This window comes from Paenibacillus sp. H1-7, from assembly GCF_022354825.1.
Classification (GTDB): Bacteria; Bacillota; Bacilli; order Paenibacillales; family NBRC-103111; genus Paenibacillus_S.
The window spans coordinates 6,850,269-6,867,542 of the sequence record NZ_CP031168.1 but is presented as its reverse complement, the minus strand read 5'-3'; the positions used below and the strand labels follow the sequence as shown (position 1 = coordinate 6,867,542).

18 protein-coding genes and 1 pseudogene are annotated in these 17,274 nt (G+C 51.7%); 10 read left to right on the top strand and 9 right to left on the bottom strand.

From position 1 onward, the window contains the following. Positions 1-13 precede the first annotated feature (13 nt). From DVH26_RS30230 to DVH26_RS30215, 4 genes are read left to right on the top strand one after another with little or no spacing between them, the layout of a single operon-like run. Entirely contained in the window at positions 14-451 is a 438-nt protein-coding gene (locus DVH26_RS30230) for a PTS mannitol transporter subunit IIA (protein ID WP_239628753.1), read from the top strand. Then, a complete protein-coding gene (locus DVH26_RS30225; RefSeq protein WP_239628751.1) occupies positions 448-1,602 on the top strand; it encodes a mannitol-1-phosphate 5-dehydrogenase in 1,155 nt (384 codons plus the stop codon). The genes DVH26_RS30230 and DVH26_RS30225 overlap by 4 nt, the downstream gene beginning before the upstream one ends. Positions 1,603-1,626: 24 nt before the next feature. Next, positions 1,627-3,357 (top strand): phosphoenolpyruvate--protein phosphotransferase, encoded by a 1,731-nt coding sequence (gene ptsP, locus DVH26_RS30220; RefSeq protein WP_239628749.1) that lies wholly within the window; start codon positions 1,627-1,629, stop codon positions 3,355-3,357. A 6-nt stretch (positions 3,358-3,363) separates the two neighbouring features. Then, entirely contained in the window at positions 3,364-3,627 is a 264-nt protein-coding gene (locus DVH26_RS30215) for an HPr family phosphocarrier protein (RefSeq protein WP_239628747.1), read from the top strand. Positions 3,628-4,127: 500 nt separating this feature from the next. Here the strand turns inward: DVH26_RS30215 and shc are convergent, their stop codons facing one another. The 6 genes and pseudogenes from shc to DVH26_RS30190 all read right to left on the bottom strand — a co-directional run bounded on the left by shc (position 4,128) and on the right by DVH26_RS30190 (position 8,954). Continuing rightward, complete coding sequence (shc, locus tag DVH26_RS30210; protein WP_239628745.1) at positions 4,128-6,035, bottom strand: squalene--hopene cyclase; 1,908 nt, start codon at positions 6,033-6,035, stop codon at positions 4,128-4,130. A gap of 108 nt (positions 6,036-6,143) precedes the next feature. Beyond that, positions 6,144-6,275: a hypothetical protein gene (locus DVH26_RS37120; protein ID WP_275590431.1), complete on the bottom strand. Its 132-nt coding sequence runs from the start codon at positions 6,273-6,275 to the stop codon at positions 6,144-6,146. A 71-nt stretch (positions 6,276-6,346) separates the two neighbouring features. Next, the gene (locus DVH26_RS30205; RefSeq protein WP_239628742.1) at positions 6,347-6,997 is read right to left on the bottom strand and encodes a DUF2306 domain-containing protein; all 651 of its coding nucleotides are present in this window, start codon (positions 6,995-6,997) and stop codon (positions 6,347-6,349) included. 21 nt (positions 6,998-7,018) lie between these two features. Beyond that, positions 7,019-7,654: pseudogene (locus tag DVH26_RS30200) on the bottom strand (NAD(P)-dependent oxidoreductase). Next, complete coding sequence (locus tag DVH26_RS30195; RefSeq protein ID WP_239628740.1) at positions 7,651-8,490, bottom strand: SGNH/GDSL hydrolase family protein; 840 nt, start codon at positions 8,488-8,490, stop codon at positions 7,651-7,653. The pseudogene DVH26_RS30200 and the gene DVH26_RS30195 overlap by 4 nt, the downstream one beginning before the upstream one ends. A gap of 113 nt (positions 8,491-8,603) precedes the next feature. Then, positions 8,604-8,954 carry a DUF6220 domain-containing protein gene (locus DVH26_RS30190; protein ID WP_239628738.1) on the bottom strand — a complete coding sequence of 117 codons (351 nt, stop codon included), beginning with the start codon at positions 8,952-8,954 and terminating at the stop codon, positions 8,604-8,606. A 195-nt stretch (positions 8,955-9,149) separates the two neighbouring features. Between DVH26_RS30190 and DVH26_RS30185 the strand changes: the two genes are divergently transcribed. Continuing rightward, on the top strand, positions 9,150-9,842 hold the full coding sequence (locus tag DVH26_RS30185; RefSeq protein WP_239635541.1) for a response regulator transcription factor: 693 nt from the start codon (positions 9,150-9,152) through the stop codon (positions 9,840-9,842). Next, positions 9,839-11,164, top strand: coding sequence for a sensor histidine kinase (locus DVH26_RS30180; protein ID WP_239628736.1), 1,326 nt, complete (start codon positions 9,839-9,841; stop codon positions 11,162-11,164). Before DVH26_RS30185 ends, DVH26_RS30180 begins: the two co-directional genes overlap by 4 nt. Positions 11,165-11,254: 90 nt before the next feature. On the opposite strand, the gene DVH26_RS30175 is transcribed toward DVH26_RS30180, so the two are convergent. Together DVH26_RS30175 and DVH26_RS30170 are read right to left on the bottom strand one after the other, a co-directional pair. Then, the gene (locus DVH26_RS30175) at positions 11,255-12,256 is read right to left on the bottom strand and encodes a pectinesterase family protein (protein WP_239628734.1); all 1,002 of its coding nucleotides are present in this window, start codon (positions 12,254-12,256) and stop codon (positions 11,255-11,257) included. A gap of 35 nt (positions 12,257-12,291) precedes the next feature. After that, positions 12,292-12,690 carry an Lrp/AsnC family transcriptional regulator gene (locus tag DVH26_RS30170; protein ID WP_481857625.1) on the bottom strand — a complete coding sequence of 133 codons (399 nt, stop codon included), beginning with the start codon at positions 12,688-12,690 and terminating at the stop codon, positions 12,292-12,294. A 196-nt stretch (positions 12,691-12,886) separates the two neighbouring features. Between DVH26_RS30170 and DVH26_RS30165 the strand changes: the two genes are divergently transcribed. Together DVH26_RS30165 and DVH26_RS30160 are read left to right on the top strand one after the other, a co-directional pair. Beyond that, the gene (locus DVH26_RS30165; protein WP_239628729.1) at positions 12,887-13,375 is read left to right on the top strand and encodes a VOC family protein; all 489 of its coding nucleotides are present in this window, start codon (positions 12,887-12,889) and stop codon (positions 13,373-13,375) included. Beyond that, positions 13,353-13,865 carry a GrpB family protein gene (locus DVH26_RS30160; protein WP_239628727.1) on the top strand — a complete coding sequence of 171 codons (513 nt, stop codon included), beginning with the start codon at positions 13,353-13,355 and terminating at the stop codon, positions 13,863-13,865. The genes DVH26_RS30165 and DVH26_RS30160 overlap by 23 nt, the downstream gene beginning before the upstream one ends. A gap of 138 nt (positions 13,866-14,003) precedes the next feature. On the opposite strand, the gene DVH26_RS30155 is transcribed toward DVH26_RS30160, so the two are convergent. After that, positions 14,004-15,386 (bottom strand): MFS transporter, encoded by a 1,383-nt coding sequence (locus tag DVH26_RS30155; protein ID WP_239628725.1) that lies wholly within the window; start codon positions 15,384-15,386, stop codon positions 14,004-14,006. Positions 15,387-15,500: 114 nt separating this feature from the next. Between DVH26_RS30155 and DVH26_RS30150 the strand changes: the two genes are divergently transcribed. Then, positions 15,501-16,388 (top strand): LysR family transcriptional regulator, encoded by an 888-nt coding sequence (locus tag DVH26_RS30150; RefSeq protein WP_239628723.1) that lies wholly within the window; start codon positions 15,501-15,503, stop codon positions 16,386-16,388. A gap of 240 nt (positions 16,389-16,628) precedes the next feature. Then, positions 16,629-17,138: a GNAT family N-acetyltransferase gene (locus DVH26_RS30145; protein WP_239628720.1), complete on the top strand. Its 510-nt coding sequence runs from the start codon at positions 16,629-16,631 to the stop codon at positions 17,136-17,138. Positions 17,139-17,274 lie beyond the last annotated feature (136 nt).

Below are 17,274 nucleotides of genomic sequence, written 5' to 3'. Positions count from 1 at the left end.
GAGAGAACCTGCTATGAGTATTTTATCTGTCAACAAAATCAAAATGAACGCTCAGCCTAAAGATAAATTGGAAGCTATCCGCATGGCGGGACAACTGCTGGTCGATGCGGGCCATGCGGCCCCGGCTTATATCGAGAAAATGATCGAGCGCGAACAAACACTGTCTACTTATATGGGAAATGGGCTGGCGATCCCTCACGGAACACAGGATTCCAAGTCGCTGATTGTCTCCACAGGGCTGTCTATCGTACAAATTCCGCAAGGCGTAGACTTCGGGGACGGCGAAAGAGCCAACCTGGTGATCGGCATCGCCGCCGCGGGCAATGAGCATCTGGATATTTTGACCAATGTGGCCATGATTTGCTCCGAGGACGAGAATATCGAACGCATTATGGCGGCGAAGACGCCGGAGGATATGCTGAACATCTTCGAAAGCGGTATGGAGCTATGAAGGCGGTACATTTCGGTGCCGGCAATATAGGCAGAGGCTTCATCGGGCTGATATTATCTCAAGCTGGCTACCAAGTCTGTTTCTCCGATGTGAACGACAGCTTGGTGGAGCTGCTCCAGGAGAGAAAGGCGTATACGGTCCGCCTAGCGAATGAGAGCCAGGATACCTTCTTGGTGGAGGACGTGACGGCTATTAACGGCAAGCATCTGGACGACGTTGCCGAAGCCGTATCCCAAGCCGATCTGATCACAACCGCCGTCGGAGTGAACATTCTTAAGCATATTGCCCCCGGTATTGCAAAAGGCCTGGAGAAGCGGGCGGAGAGGGAAGCGGCGCCGCTGCACATAATCGCTTGTGAGAATGCGATTGGCGGCAGTACCCGGCTCAAAGAGCACGTATACAGCCATTTGAGCCCGGAGGTCACGGAGAAGGTGAGCCGGACCGTCGCATTCCCTGATGCCGCGGTTGACCGCATCGTACCGATTCAGCACAACGAGGATCCTCTGGAAGTGAAGGTGGAGCCGTTCTACGAATGGGTCGTCGATGAATCGCAGATGATCCCTGGCTTTCACCGCATCGAAGGCGTTCATTATGTGAGCCGGCTGCAGTCGTATATTGAGCGCAAGCTTTTTACCGTTAACACAGGACACTGCGTTGCCGCTTATTTGGGATATATCGAAGGATTTGCTACGATACAAGAAGCTATGGCGGATTCCTCGATTGCGGAGCGGGTACGGCGTGTCATGGAGGAAACGGGAGCGGTTCTGATTCGCCAGTATGGATTCCAACCTGAGGAGCATGCGCAATACATTAGCAAAATTATCAGCCGTTTCGTGAATCCTTATTTGACGGATGAAGTCACGCGAGTGGGAAGATCACCGATTCGCAAGCTGTCGCGTAACGACCGCCTTGTCCGTCCGGCTTTGCAGGCATATGAGCTGGGGATGATGCCGAACTATTTGACTATGGGCATCGCGGCGGCACTATTATTCCAGGACGAAGCGGATCCGGAAGCGGTAGAGCTGCAATCCGAGCTTACCAAGCTTGGCGCCGCTCAAACGATCGCCAAATATACGTCAATTGGCGAGGATCATCCGCTGCATGCTGCCATTATGAAGCATTACGAGCAATTTCAGCAATCTCATTCCTGATAAGAAAGAAAGGGGAGTTCTTCTATGGCGAAACTGAGTTCCATACGTTTATCCGGTATTACCGCATCCCCCGGTATTGCCATTGCCAAAGCATTCCGACTGAACAACGCACATTACGAGCCGTCACCTGAGAGGGTGGCTGACGTTTCTATAGAGACGGAGCGCTTCCGTCAAGCGGTAGAGGAAGCAAGACTGGAGCTGGAGCAGATCAGAGCGATGACGGAGGAGCGGCTCGGAGCGGCTAAAGCGGAGATTTTCGAAGCGCATCTGATGCTCCTGGACGATCCGGATTTGATCGATCCCATTATCGAGAACATTGAGAATGAAAGCATTAATGCCGAATTTGCCCTCTACGACATAGCGAGGAGCTTCATCGAGATGCTGAGCTCGATGGATAACGAGCTGCTGCGGGAGCGGGCTGCCGACGTGCGGGATGTCTCCGGACGAATTATGAGCCGTCTTCGCGGCGTATCCTATGCTGCGGTAACGGCGATCAATGAGCCCTGTGTCCTCATAGCCGAAGATTTGACCCCTTCGGATACGGCGCAGCTCAATCTCGATTATGTGCTGGGCTTTGTAACCGAGATCGGCAGCCGTACATCGCACTCGGCCATTATGGCGAGATCTCTCGAAGTGCCTGCCATTGTCGGAGCGGGCAAGGACGCTTCCGGAATCGAGACCGGCACGATGGTCATTATGGATGCCGTCGAGGGTACCGTTATCATTGATCCGACCGATGCAGAGCTCACAATGTATCAAGCTCGTAAACAAGCGTACGATGAAAAGAGAAGAGAGCTGCGGAAGCTTCTGGATCAGCCGACGATCTCGCAGGACGGCCATCGCGTTGAACTGGCGGCGAATATCGGCAGTGTGGAAGATTTGCAGAAGGTCATCGAGAACGGCGCGGAAGGCATCGGCTTGTTCCGGACCGAATTTCTTTATATGGGACGCAATGCGCTTCCTAACGAAGAAGAGCAGTTCCAGGTTTACAAGCATGTACTGGAGCGGATGAACAACAAGCCGGTTGTCATCCGTACGCTCGACATCGGTGGGGATAAGGAGCTTCCGTATATGAAGCTGCCGATCGAAAGCAATCCTTTCCTTGGGCTGCGTGCCGTTCGGCTGACGCTCAGCAGGCAGGATTTGTTCCGTACGCAGCTTAGAGCCCTGCTCAGAGCGAGCGTGCACGGCCAGCTGAAGATCATGTTTCCGATGATTGCCGTAACGGAGGAGCTTCGTGAGGCTAAGCGCCTGCTTCAGGAAGAACAAGAGAAGCTGGTTCAGGAAGGCATTCCCGTATCCGGCTCCATAGAGGTAGGGATTATGATTGAGATCCCGGCCGCGGCGCTTGCCGCCGATTTCTTGGCCAAGGAAGTCGATTTCTTCAGCATCGGGACGAACGACTTGATTCAATATACGATGGCGGCGGATCGGATGAACGAAAATGTTTCCTACCTGTATCAGCCGTGTCATCCTTCCGTCCTGCGGCTTATCCATATGGTCATCCAGGCAGCGAGGAAGGAAGGCAAATGGGTTGGCATGTGCGGTGAAATGGCAGGTGACGAAAACGCCATTCCGATTTTGCTCGGTATGGGCCTCCATGAATTCAGCATGAGCGCGAGCTCCATTTTGCCGGCAAGAGCATTGATCCGTAAAACCTCGCAGGTCGAATGGGCCGGATATATAGAGCAAGTTCTCTCGATAGGCAATCAAGCGAGCATTCAACAATTCGTAAAACAAAAGAACAAGGAGTGACCTGATATGATATCTCAAACGTATACGATACTCAATCCTTCGGGCTTTCATGCGCGTCCGACCAAAGCGTTCGTACAGGCGGCAAGCGCATTTCCGTGCAAGGTGAGTGTGATCAAGGGCGGGAGAAAAGTGAACGGCAAAAGCTCCTTAAGCATGCTGACGCTCGGTATCCAGCACAACGATGAAGTGACTTTGGAAGTGGACGGCGAGCAGGAGGAGCAGGCGCAAAAGACGCTGAGCGAGCTGCTGACCAAAATTTACGAGGAATAGATTGAGCTTGCAGTCTTGGAGAGCTGCAGTCCCGAATCATTGAGTTCAAGCATAAACACTCGTATGGGAGTATCCAAAGGTACTGACCCGCTTTATGTATAGACCAGCTATTCCCTCTCTTCGGACAATGGTTCCGCTATTTCGGAAAAATAGCTCAAAAGCAGAGGCTATAGGACCGTGGTTCCGTTATTCGGCCATTTACGGAGCTGTTTGAGCGAAAAAATGCCAAATAAAGGATCCATTGTCCGATTGTACTTAAGCAGAGCCGGTATTTTGGTAAATAACGGATCTCCTGTCCGCCAAGGCGCGGGTCCGATTGTAAAGGGCGCAATCCGCAAAGGAGAGCACAGGTTTGAGTAAGCCCGTCCCAAAGTGTCAGCATAAAAGCCTCCAAAACCACTAATGCAGTTGCAGTGGGGATTGGAGGCTTTTGCATATTGTGGAAACATACAAATTGGAGGTTGAAGCATCATTGAGGCAGCATTAGTTTGAAATGATTATCATTGCGCCGCGTACTTCCCGACATAATGGCTGAGGGCGAGCAGCGGCCAAATATACCGGTAGCTATGATAGTTGCTGTAAAAAATGCCCGGCAAGCCTGCGCCTGTCGGATAGCGGGTCGTCCAGTCGTGCTTGTGGAGCTGAGCGATCAATTGCCGGATGCCTTTATCCACCGAGGGCAAGGGCTTATCGTGCACTGCGATTAAGGCGTCCAGTGCCCACGCGGTTTGCGAAGGCGTGCTCGCATGGAGCGGCATATAGCGACTCAATCGGTCGCTGGCGCAGGATTCTCCCCAGCCTCCGTCTGCATTCTGAATGCTGAAGAGCCACGCAATCGCTCTATGGACCGAAGGATGCTCATGCGGAATGCCGACAGCCGTCATGCCGGTTAAGGCGGCCCATGTGCCGTACAAGTAACAAACGCCCCATCGGCCGTACCACGAGCCGTCCTCCTCCTGATTGTCGATCAGCCAATCGACCCCGCGCCTCACAAAAGCGTGGCCTCGGCCAAGTCCCGCCGCCGTGCCCAAAAATTCCAGCGTCCTGCCGGTCAAATCGGCAGTAGAAGGATCGATTGCGGCTGCGCGGGCACCATCGATGGGAAGCAGCGCAAGCAGCTCATTGTTCGAGCCGCGTTCAAATGCCGGCCAGCCTCCGTCTTTATTTTGCATGGATAATACCCATTGGAGCCCCCGGTTCCATGCATCCCGGTAAGCCGGATCACGCAGCGCGTGCTGACGGATCGATCTTAAAGCAGCCGTGGAGTCGTCCACGTCCGGGTTGATCGTATTGGACTCCGAGAAGCCCCAGCCGCCGGGTACGGGATGAGCGACTCGAAGGCTCCAATCTCCGAGCTTATGCTGCTGTTTGGTGAGCAAAAAAGCGTTCGCTCTGCGAATGGTTGGGCTGTCGGGCGATGTCCCCGCTCTTTGCAGAGCGTCGGATAACAGAGCCGTATCCCAGATGGTGGACGGCGAGTTCTGCAGATGGCTTCGCCCGTCGAAGCTCCACACCATCGTCATGAGTCCCTGTACGGCGGCGGTAATCACCGGATGGCGCTTCTCGTAGCCGAGGGCTATCAAAGCCATGATCATAAGCAATGTGCTGGTAGCATAGCTGTACAGGGTGCCGTCCTGCTCGATACGCTGGAGCATATAGCGCTCGGCCTCCGCTGAAGCGCGCTCGTGAAGCAGTCCCGGGAGTCCGGCCAGCTGCTGAAGGCCGGATTGAATTTCGTCCAGAAGCCTTTGATGGGAAATACGGGATGACGAGTTCGTACCGTCTTCCGTCCTATCGTGAACAGGACCGCTCCCGCTCAAATCGGACAGATCCGGCGTGGCATCCGTCCGGATCGTGAAGCGGCGGTCGGCCATAAGAAGCATAGGAACCAGGTGCACCCGCCCGAAGCCGGAAAAATCGTAAAAGCTGATGGGAAACGAAGGAGGGAGAAGCAGCACCTCCAGAGGGATGATAAGCGAAGAAGGCCAAGGATATTGTCCTGTCGCCGCCAGGAACACCTTGGTCAGAACGCCGCGCACCTGCTTGAGTCCGCCTTTGGAGCGAATGAACCGCGCCGCTTTTCGCATCGATTCATCGCTTTTCGTACTGTAGCCGGAATACAGCAGGGCATAGTACGCGTCGACGGTGGTGGATAAGTTGCCCTCCTCCTCGTCGGCATACACCTTCCATGCCCCGTTGTCCTGCTGCTCCGAGGCGATCCGGTCGTGCAGCCGCCGTATTAACGCTTCATAGGGAAGCTCCAATGTCCGGAGCACAATGATCATATAGGCATCGGTCAATATACCGTTCTCAAAGCAAAACCGCCAGCTGCCGTCCCCATGCTGCAGCCCTTCAAGCTCGTTCCGCAGGCGGCGAATTTCTTCATCCGCTTCATGCCACACGCTCATGCTTCATCCCCTGCCTTCATCCGAACAATTTCCGGTTATCTCTACATCATATGAGGAGGGAGGCATGCAGATACCCGCGGGTGCTTCGTATCCGGCATTCGGTCGGTATCAGGATAACGATTTGTCCGGGGCATCCAGCGTCCGAAGCTGCCGGCGAATCCATTCATAAACATCGTTTCCGTCGGAGAACACATCCGTCATTGTATAAAACAGATGGATCATGCCCGGATACCGTTTCAACGAAACTTTGACGCTTCCTCCAGAAATGCTCTTGTTTGCTCAGGCATAGTCACAAGTCTCAGCATCCTTTCTTATTTGGTGTTGAATCGATTTACAATCATCCACTCCGTAATGACAAGATTTACCGCAAGACCGACCCATATGTTGATCTCCAGCACCTGCTTCACTATCTCTGCAACGCCCCCGGCCGGCGGACCTCCATGCAATGCCAAATAGAGCAGGATGCAGAACGGAGTCAGCAGGCGCGCGCTTGCCGCAACGAGGGTTAGTGCGTAATTTCTCGCCATCCATACACCATGCTCGCCGAATCGTCCGAGCCTTGCTTTCCGGTAGCCTTTCCAGCCTGTAAACAGCCACAGCAGCCCTAAGAGCAGGAAAGCCATCTGTCTTACATAGCTAGCTGAAAAAGCTCCTACGGTAAGTCCGGTTACGGCCCCGATCGCAACACACCCCAAATATATCCTTCCTGTCCATCGATGAAGGACCGGCCGCCGCTTTCTAAGTCCAGGCAAAAATTGCAGCCAGCCAATGATGACGGCGATAAAGGCGAAGCCAATATGTGTGATTAGGAGCGGATAGTGCAGAGGAATTGCTGGATTCAGCTCCACACGGCTAAGGCTTGGATCAAGAGTAAGATAAGGCAGGATGGCAAAACAAACCGCTCCTAACCCAAGTGCTGCGATGATGACGTAAAGGCCGCGAACTATGCGTTTACCAGCCATCTTGGTACTCCTCCTGTAGCTTTAGTCAGATATCTCAACAACTGCCTGATAAGTGGCCGGATCCGCAATCGATCGGATCATGAAGTCCGCCAAGTCGGCGCGCGATATCCCCTTCGCTTGAGACAGCGGCCTATTTACAGCCGTACGGTAAGCCTGGGTGTGCGGCCCGTTTGTCAATCGCGGAGGACGAATAACGGTCCAGGTGAACCCGGAGGATTCCCGGAGTTCCGTCTCCATGCGCGACATGTCCTGATAAGCGTGTCGATACTTCCGCTAAATGATGAGCCGGATGACAAGCCGCTGCAAAAGCGGTGTATCGGCGGGGACCTCAAGCCCTGCCGACGAAAGGCAGACGAGACGTTGCACGCCTGCCGTCCGCATCGCCTCCATGACATTAGCCGTTCCGGCGGAATATACGGTTGTCGGATTCCGGTGCGTGACGCCAAGCGCAGACAGCACTGCATCCTTCCCGCTTATTGCCTCCCTTATGGAAGGCGGATGGAGAACGTCCCCCTGGATAACTTCCAGATTATCATGGCGAAGATCCAACGCCTCAGGTTTACGAACGACCGCCGTGACCTTATGTCCCTTCTCCAAGGCTTGAACGGCGACCTGGCGTCCGGTGCCGCCGGTAGCACCGAATATGACGAGCTTCATGCCGTTATCCCTCCGGCAAGAGCTTCAACAAGCTGTGTCACAATCGCTTGATGGCCTTCCAGGGTAGGATGAACGCCGTCGGGACCGAGCGGCGGTTGATCAACATATGCCGTAAATACGGACTGCATATCAACGACAGGCTCCGGGAGGCTGCGGATCGTTTCGCTAACGCGCGCGATATCCTTGCTGCGCCAGGCAAGCTGGCTGAACTGAAAGTAAGGATAAGCCGCTGCCTGCTCTTCATTAATCGGCGGGGGAGTCAGCCAGACCCAGCGGGCTTTCGTCCGGGAAGCGGCGATGTGTCTGATCGCACTCAGATTTTTCGCCGTTTCCTCTGGACTGACCTGTGTTTTGGCAGGCTCCGGGCCGATTCTTAACGCGTCATTGCCGCCGATCATACACAAGATCCAGTCCGGGTTCATGGCGGTCACGCTGCTCATCCTTCGTAGCGTTTGCGTCGATGTGTAGCCTGAAATACCTTCATTAATAAACCGGATTCCGTCATGCGGCCTTCTCAGTCCGATAAGATGACGAAGCAGCTCAAACCAGGAAAGCAGATCGTCCGTCGTGCTTTCGCCGACTGCAATAATCGTCTGTCCCGCTTGAAACGGAATACGATCCAGCTTATTGGCAAACGCCGCATCGTTCAACATCTCCCGAGCCGTGTCCTGAGCCAACTGTGTCAAGTGACGAATAATCGATCTGTAAGTATCGGCATCCGTGCCGTAAATAGCGGCAAGCGTCTGATCATTCATATTGCGGACAAAGGGAAGCAGCTTCTCCGGATGCTGAGATTGCACCAGCTTTACCAAATGGGGATCTATATTTGTTTTCAAATTGATCAATCTCCTTCCTTTTCAGCTCATCGACATGCTAATGTTCCAGATAACAGGTTCAATGTGTACCTCCTTGGATGAGTCGTTGTCCGGCAGACACGACACGATACAGCTCATGCTTTTCGCGCTGCCGCCATCGAGCCCCAGAACAGAACCATCGCGATAAGCGGATGAAGCGCTGCAATGATGAATACGGAGGAAAATACCTGAACCGTAAGAAACTGCATGACCACGAGAAGAAACAGCCCGAGGCTCAGTAACCGGTCACGCCCCTTTATCCCTCCGATAAATGTGAGAAGGAACATAGCCAAAGGCAGCATGGCGAAAAGCTGCACGAACAATGCGTGGGCCTGCCATTTGGACGGATCACCGAACGTCGCCATTCCCGCAAGAAACACTTGAACCACAATACAGCCGAAAAAAATCCATGCCAATATCCTGTAAGCGAGTCGGCCAATGTACATGCGGATACCCTCCTTTCTTAGCAGCTATTTGACGTCACGACTCATCATAGCGGATTAATCTCACGAAAGGCTGTGCGAAAAAGTCACAAAACAATCACAAACTATCTCAAATCATTCAAAATGCGCCGAATGCACTAAGCGGTATGTTACAATAATTGCAAATTATTAGAATAAGCGAGGCGAGCTTAATTGAGCTTGAACGGCAAACGAACCGTCCTCATAGTCGATGATGATGTAGAAATCGTAGAGTTAATGCGGGATTATCTCGAAGACGAACAGTTTGAAGCGGTAGAAGCGTTCAGCGCTGCCGAGGCGCTGGAAATATTGGATCGCAGACCGGTCGACTGCATGCTGCTGGACGTTATGATGCAGGGGCAAAACGGCCTGGACCTGTGCCGGCACATTCGGAAAACGCGTGATCTCCCGATTTTATTCCTGAGCGCGCGCGGTGAGGATATGGATAAAATTCGCGGTCTCAGCTTGGGCGGTGACGATTATATTGTCAAATCAGTCACTCCGGAAGAGGTGGTTGCACGGGTCAAAGCTGTTTTAAGGCGGTACGACAAAAGCGAAAAAGAGCCGAAATGGGAGTGGAGGTTCGGCAGGCTCATTCTGGATGTGAAAGCGCATGAAGCCGTATTGGACGGACGGCCTCTGTCCTTGACGCCGAAGGAATTCGACACGCTGTGCCTGTTTGCGGAGTACCCTCGCCAAGTATTCACCTATGACCAGCTGCTGCAGCGGTTCTGGGACGGTGTTGGCGACAAGCACGCGGTAACCGTACACATCGGGAGAATTCGGGAAAAAATCGAAGAGGACCCGCGACGCCCGAAAATCATTACCAATGTATGGGGCGTCGGCTATCGGTTCGAAGGGGTACGGGAATGAAGGGCCGGCTTCGCATCCGCCAGTGGATGATCATCGGCATGCTGATCGTTCTGCTGCTGCCGAGACTATTGTTTGAAGTATCGGATTTGCTTGACCGATCCATTTTTGCAAGCCATCTGCATGCACGGCAGCAGTCCGGCCTAACATCGGCAATTCATGCCGTGAGCGAAACGGATGCGCGGCGATGGGAGGAACCGCAGTGGCAGGACTCGCTGCAAAATATCGCCAAGCTGTCAGGCTTCGGTATCATCCTGCTGGATGCCGCCGGGCGTGAGATCATGCATGCCGGCCCGACCGGTGCATGGGATAATGCGACGAGGCAGCTAAGCATCATTGAGCAGGGCGAGATGCGCGGCCAGGCGCTGTTCTTTGTTCCGGAACGAAGCAGCGGGCTGGCTACTGTTAGCGCCATTCTTGCAACGCTCATTGCCATCTTTTTCATCGGCATGAAAATGGGGCGTGTGGTCATTAAACCGCTTGAAGCCATGGGGGCGGCAGCGAGGCGGATTGCCAGCGGGGATCTGGATTTTTATTTGCCCGAATCCACCGTGCTTGAAGTAGCGGATGTGCGATCGGCCTTTCAAGCGATGGGCAGCAGCTTGCGGGAATCGTTAACCCGCCAGTCCGAGCTGGAGGAGGAGCGGCGATTCTTTATTCAGGCGATCGCGCACGATTTAAGATCGCCGTTGTTTACGCTGCGCGGATTTCTGCTGAGGCTGGAGCGGGGAATGTACGATAACCGGGATAAAGCGGCCCGTTATCTCTCGATATGCAGCCAGAAAGCCGAACAGCTCGAACGGCTTATCTCTGATTTGTTTGCCTACACGAAGCTCGAATCGCTGGAACAAACGCTTCGGCCGGAGCCATTGGAGGCTTCTCCCTTTTTTGCGGGGATCGCTGAAGAATTTCGTCCCATAGCCAACGAGAAGAGCATTGAGCTTAGCTATATCGAGGAAGAGCCGCTGGAACAGGTTGCCTTTACCGGCGATTCCCATTTGTTACGGCGAGCCCTGGGCAATCTGATAGATAATGCCGTAAGGCATACTCCGGTTGGCGGAAGGATTGAGCTTGGTTGGCGCAAGGAAAGCGAACGCCTCGTCTTCACGGTGGAGGACACCGGGCCAGGAATTGCTGAACAAGATCGGATGGTTGTATTCGAACCGTTTTATCGCGGAGACCATTCCAGAAATCCTGCGTATGGCGGCGCCGGGCTCGGGCTTACGATAGCGCGCCGGATTGTTCGAGCGCACAACGGCGAGCTCTTCGTTCAGAACAAGAGCCCGTCCGGCGGCGCCTCGTTCACGGGCTGGATTCCCTTGTGAAATTGTGCGTAAAAGGGGACGGGCTGCCGTATCGATCGGCTGTCGGGGAGAACGTCAAAAGACCGGCCCGAGAGCCGGTCCTTCCATCTTTTACGCGGTAACCGGGTTCCACCCGTCGATTCCCGCAAGCACGCTAATCGGGGAATACGCTTCGGCCTCGTCGTCGCTTAGTTGAGCCGACCAAGGCACGCGGCCTTCTACAGCTGCGCCCGGACCCGTATTGCGGTACTCGCAAAAGACCGTGGTGCGCTCGCTCTCCGGCTTGTTCCAATTGTCCCATCCCGCTGCGGCGATATGCTCGCCCATCCAGCAAAGGAGAAAGGCGGACTTGGCGTAGTATCTCCAAGGCCTGCCCAGGTAGACGGACTGCGGGGGAGCATCGCTTGTAAGGCGGCATTGATGGAAGACATAGCCGAAGCGGATCTCTTCCGGCGTCGACGGGGCGGTCAGCCAGCCATGGATGCGCTCGGACGGAAATTCCCCGGGATCTTCTTCCCCGAGACGCCGTTTGGAAAAGATCTCGCACTGGTTGAATACCGCGGTTGCCGATCCGAATATAAAGTCGACATCTCCCTCTATGTAGCAGTGCTCGTAATATTGCCGTACGTTCCTGCGCGGCATTCCCTCCCGCGGTCCGCCGAAGGTGGTTCTTTGCATGGGGGCTGGCGGCAGCGGACCTGTAAACAGGGTGTCTTGATGTCCAAGAAACCGGCAGTGCTTGAACGATACCCGGTCTCCGTCCACGTAAGCGGCCAACGCTTGGCCGACGGCTTCCCCTCGGCCCGCCGTATTGCGGAAGGTGATCCGTTCCGCGCTGAAATCATCCGCGCCAATAAACACGGAATAAGAGTGGAACGTCTCATAGGCTTCGCCGTTAGGGAATGTCTTCCTGGCGTAATCGTCATACGTAATGATCGTAAGCTCCGCGTTCTCTCCGACGAGGCTTACGAGCGGCTTCACGACGTGAAGCTTCTCCTTGTATACCCCGTTACGTATATAAATGACGGTTCTTACATTGGTATCGTCTGCTATCTGGTCGAGCGCTTCCTGAATGGTGCGGTAATCACCGCTGCCGTCGGCGGCTACTATCATAGGTAGGTCTCCTTTTGCATGGTTATAGCATCATTTTATAGCAAAATTCGGTTTTCCAATATGTTTTTCATACTGACAAGAGACTTCGATGGCCCTAGCTTGAGTAGGGAATCTTGAAACTCAGCAAGCTCCTCAACGGTTGCCGTTTGTATTTTGATCAAATAATTGTATTCCCCGCTGATGCGGAACAAGTCGGTGACTTCCTTGGAGCTCCGGCAAAAATCCACCATCTCTTGGCAATGCTCTGTTTTTACTAGAATAAAAGCAGTTGTGCCACGGTTCAAATCCGGCAAATGAAAGACCGCAGTATAACCGGAAATGATCCCTTTCTCCTCTAATTTGATAATCCGCTCTTTAACGGACGGTTGAGACATGGACACTTCTTTGCTGATTTGAGAAATCGTCATTCGTGCATTCTGCTGCAGCAATCTCATAATCTTGTTATCAATGTCGTCGATTACTTGTTCCACATAAGCCCTCCCTAACAGAACCTTAAAAAACCTAATATGTACGTCCAAAATTCCTTACTTTTAATAATGATTGTACTATAATAACCTCATTGTTTGTATATATTTAACTTGATTTTATTTATATAATAAGCTCATCTTTTTTATAAGGGAGCGATGTTTCGTGGTTGTAAAAGGCCTTTCTCATGTAGCAATACAAGCCAAAGATTATCAAGCTACCATAGCGTTTTATACGGAAGTTTTAGGATTTAAGGTTGGGCACCATTGGAGTCTGCCTTCCTTCCGGATTACAGAAGCTGCCATGCTGATTTCACCCGACCGGAGAACTTGTATTGAAATCTTTGATTCTGAAGCGGTCATTCCAGCTCAAGGCAGGAAAGCGTCATCGGAACAAGAGATAGCTCACGGGGCATTATTGCACTTAGCCTTTTATGTAGACAATGTGGAGGAAATGTACCAACATGCAATTGCTAATGGGGCAGAAGCTTATATCGAACCGGGCTGCCTTTCTCTCGGCGAACCGCAGCTCACCGTCAAAAACGCTGTCGTTCACAGTCCCAATGGAGAAGTGATAGAATTTATTGAGGAAGTGGATTTTGATATGACTGCCAATGCCAGGAGGGATTCGAGTGCTGGGACTGCCGAAAGGTGAAGTATTTTTGGTACCTTGGTGCGAGGAATGGGAGAGAGAATTTATATCGGAAAGAGAAAGCATTCTTGCGGCTGCCGGTCAATACATTCTAGACGTGCATCACATCGGAAGTACGGCGGTGAAACACTTGAGTGCGAAGCCGATTATTGATATCGCTATTGAGATTAATGAGTTTCAGGATGGTACAAAATGTGCTGCGCCGTTGGAAAAGCTGGGTTATGCATATAAAGGGACGGATGTGTTACCGGATCGACATTACTTTAACAAGGGGGAGCCGCGAACGCATCAAATTCATATGTACCGACGAGGAAGCAACTATTTGCTGGAGCAGCTGGCTTTCAGAGATTATTTGAGAGGTAACGAGGCGGCGAGAATGCAATACGAGCAACTGAAAAAACAACTATCAGCCGCACATAAAGGCGATAAGCATAATTATGCTGATTCTAAAACGGATTTTGTTAAAACGATCTTAGCTATCACCGAGAAATAATGCTGTACGGTTGATCATTATTAAAAAAGGGAACGCACGGGGGCAACGCCTCGCCAGAAGAGACATGCTGCCCCTGCTTCCTGTAGCTATGGTTGCTCCATTCGTTGCAATGGGGAAACCGGTTTGAGCTTGATGAGCCTAAGATTCTTGCAGCTGCCCTGACTCCCGACGCCAGTTCATGATGACCAATGACAATGCAATTACCGTAAGGATAACCCCAAGCCATCGAAATCCCCCGAAGCTGAACTCCCCTCCCATGACGACACCTATCAGCAATGAAGAGAGAATGGTCCCCAAGTATCTGGATGTATTGAATAATCCGGATGCTACGCCGATGATTTCCTTTGGAGAGCTGTTGAACAAAGCCGCTTGCATTCCGACACTGTTCAGCCCGTTGCTGATGCCGAATGCCGCTAACGCCAAGCATACGCTGATAACCGGTGAAGTTGGACTCAAAGTCACGATCCACACGGACCCGAAGGTCATCAAAATCGCGGACAAGAGCATAGCTGGTCGAGGTCCGGACTTATCGATCCATCGCCCTGCCAGGGGAGATGCAAGCAGCGAGCACAAGCCCAAGCTCAGCATTAGAATCCCTGTATGGAACTCGCTGACATGCCGCACCATTTGCAAGTAGGATGGGAATCCGAAAAAGAGCGAGTAAAAAAGCACGTTTACGAGAATGAATTGGACATTGACCCAAGTCATGGCGGGATATTTGGCAAAGGTACGCAATGGTATGAAGGGTGACTTCGCTTGTAGCTCATATCGTACGAAAACACCAAGTGTAACGAGGCCCGCCAGACCAATGACGACATGAGGTAATGAGACATGTCCAGATGATTTTGCTGACATTAATCCAACGAGCAGGGCAATCAGTCCTGCCGTAAAGAGCAGGATCCCCGGCACATCAATCACAGCAAACCATTGGCGAAAGGACATGTTCCGCGCAGCGGATACCGGCGATTCGTCCTGAGGGATGGTTCTCCAAGCCAAGAAGAAGCTCGCCACCGCAAACGGAATATTGACGAAAAAGATCGCAGGCCAATCCCACCAGTGAATCAAGACCCCTCCAATGAAAGGTCCAATTGCTGCCGCTCCGGATAGGAATACGGACAGCACAGACAGTGCAATGGCTTGTTTCTCGGTAATATAAATTCGCACTATGGCCATTCCGACGGCAACCATCATGCTCGTTCCGATTGATTGCACAACGCGGAAAACGATGAGCCATCCAAAGCTTGGTGATAGCGGAGCTAGCAAGGAGGCAATGAAGGCCACAACCAGCCCGATAAGAAATATGTTTCGGCGACCGAATAAATCACTGGCCCGACCCATGACGGGTTGAGCGATAGCACTTGCAATATAGAAAGAAAAAATAATCCAGGATACAGCTGAAAAATCTAGCTGGTACACATTTTGCAATCTTGCAATAGCCACAGAAACCATCGAAGAATTTAATGGATTCAAGAGTATCCCGAGGCCTACGGAAACCATCAGCCATCTGCTGCGAGCATTCATTTGCGTTCATCCCTTCTTTATGTCTTGATTTTATCGTACTGGATATCGATTATTTATTCCAACGCATTTCATGCTATAATTTCATTGACTAGAAGGAATGAATGGTGGAGGTATATGGAACTTCTTCAACTGCAATATTTCTTAACGGTAGCCCGATTGGAGCATGTGACCGAAGCTGCACGAAGCTTGCACGTTACTCAGTCGTCATTAAGTAAAACAATTCAACGCTTGGAGGAGGATCTAGGGGTCCCTCTATTCGATAGAGTAGGGAGAAGGCTGCGATTGAATGAATTCGGAAGCCGATTCCTGCGCCGTGCAGAAAGGGCTTTGTTTGAGTTAGAGCAGGGGAAGCAGGAGCTTAGCGATTTATCCAGCCCGGATCACGGCACATTGGAGCTGGCGGTCAATACGGCAAGCACGCTGCCCCATATCCTTCGGGAATTTCGGAAAAAGCAGCCTTATCTCCATTTTCATGTACAAATGCTGACTACGAAGGAAATGATCGCGCATCTTCATAGAGGAGAGGTCGATTACTGCTTGTCCTCACCTCCTATAGAAGGGGATGACATTGAATGTCAAATCGTCTTCGTCGATCCTATCCTTGTAGCAGTTCCCAAGACGCACCGGCTGGCAAACCGAAGCAGCGTTTCCTTGGACGAGCTAAGGGATGAATGGTTTGTCGGCGTGAAGAAAGGCTACGGCACTCGCGATTTAGTCGATTCCGTATGCCATTCGGTTGGTTTTGCCCCTAAATATGTGTATGAGGGGGATGAACCTGCAAGGATAACGACTCTAGTGGAAGCCGAAATTGGCATCGCCTTCATCCCGAGCACGGCAAGGCATTCACGGGAACATATCCGATGTCTGCAAGTAGAGAATGACGAATTGGTTCGGGAGATTGCTTTGCAATGGCACAAGAGCCGGTACATTTCGCGGGCTGCGCTGGAATTTCGTGAGGTCGTTGTAGAATATTTCCGGGCGTTACCCGCACGGGAGGTTTAAAAGTAGGAGGTATACTTTAATGAATCGGCCTGTAGAGTTTGATGTGTTTTAAGACATTTCAATTAAAGGTTTATAGGAAGCTCTGGTGCTTTAATACGTCTGCGGAATGGCCGATTCACGCTGCTCGTGAGGTGCGATAAACATTAGGATTCGATAATTGAAATCACTCACTCGCTGCTGAATTTTATGATATTGTAGTGGAAGGTAAGACAAGAGATCTGGGAAAGGCAGGCACATGTCATGAAACTTATGCTTACACTCGTGAATACAGCCGAACAAATTGCAGAGGTTGCTCGTCTAGCGGCGGAAATATGGCGAGAATACTATGTATCCCTTATTACAATAGAGCAGATCGATTACATGATTGGTAAATATCAATCGGTTTCAGCGATTGCGGATCAGATTCATCATCAAGGGTATGAATATTACTTAATCCATCACGAAGGTGTCTCCCCGATTGGATATATATCGGTCAGACAAGAAGAGCAGAAGCTATTTCTAAGCAAGTTTTATATAGACAAGGAGTACCGGGGGCAAGGCTACGCCAGTCAAGCGTTTGCATTTCTTGAGCATCTTTGCAAGGAACGAAACTTAAGCCATATTTGGCTTACGGTTAATAGACATAACGAACCCAGTATTGCGGTGTATGAGAAAAAAGGCTTCCGGACCGTACGGGAGCAAATTGCGGATATCGGGAATGGATTCGTAATGGATGATTATATTATGGAAAAAGAAATTCCGGTTCCATGATATGCGAAGACGGGACCTGTTCCATTAAGGGGAACACAAAAAAATACGGCGATATTATTTGTAAAAGTATAGTCTTTTAAAATGGAATTTGATTCAGATAATGATACTTCTTTGCCCTATTTGTGATTATTACCAA

Bases quoted from the DNA above. Each gene is read 5' to 3' on its own strand.
- DVH26_RS30155 (WP_239628725.1), bottom strand. From the start codon at position 15,386: ATGAATGCTCGCAGCAGATGGCTGATGGTTTCCGTAGGCCTCGGGATA.
- DVH26_RS30175 (WP_239628734.1), bottom strand. From the start codon at position 12,256: ATGATAGTAGCCGCCGACGGCAGCGGTGATTACCGCACCATTCAGGAA.
- DVH26_RS30170 (WP_481857625.1), bottom strand. From the start codon at position 12,690: ATGAGATTGCTGCAGCAGAATGCACGAATGACGATTTCTCAAATCAGC.
- DVH26_RS30190 (WP_239628738.1), bottom strand. From the start codon at position 8,954: ATGTACATTGGCCGACTCGCTTACAGGATATTGGCATGGATTTTTTTC.
- DVH26_RS30215 (WP_239628747.1), top strand. From the start codon at position 3,364: ATGATATCTCAAACGTATACGATACTCAATCCTTCGGGCTTTCATGCG.
- DVH26_RS30230 (WP_239628753.1), top strand. From the start codon at position 14: ATGAGTATTTTATCTGTCAACAAAATCAAAATGAACGCTCAGCCTAAA.
- DVH26_RS30180 (WP_239628736.1), top strand. From the start codon at position 9,839: ATGAAGGGCCGGCTTCGCATCCGCCAGTGGATGATCATCGGCATGCTG.
- shc (WP_239628745.1), bottom strand. From the start codon at position 6,035: ATGAGCGTGTGGCATGAAGCGGATGAAGAAATTCGCCGCCTGCGGAAC.
- DVH26_RS30150 (WP_239628723.1), top strand. From the start codon at position 15,501: ATGGAACTTCTTCAACTGCAATATTTCTTAACGGTAGCCCGATTGGAG.
- DVH26_RS30225 (WP_239628751.1), top strand. From the start codon at position 448: ATGAAGGCGGTACATTTCGGTGCCGGCAATATAGGCAGAGGCTTCATC.
- ptsP (WP_239628749.1), top strand. From the start codon at position 1,627: ATGGCGAAACTGAGTTCCATACGTTTATCCGGTATTACCGCATCCCCC.
- DVH26_RS30205 (WP_239628742.1), bottom strand. From the start codon at position 6,997: ATGGCTGGTAAACGCATAGTTCGCGGCCTTTACGTCATCATCGCAGCA.
- DVH26_RS30145 (WP_239628720.1), top strand. From the start codon at position 16,629: ATGAAACTTATGCTTACACTCGTGAATACAGCCGAACAAATTGCAGAG.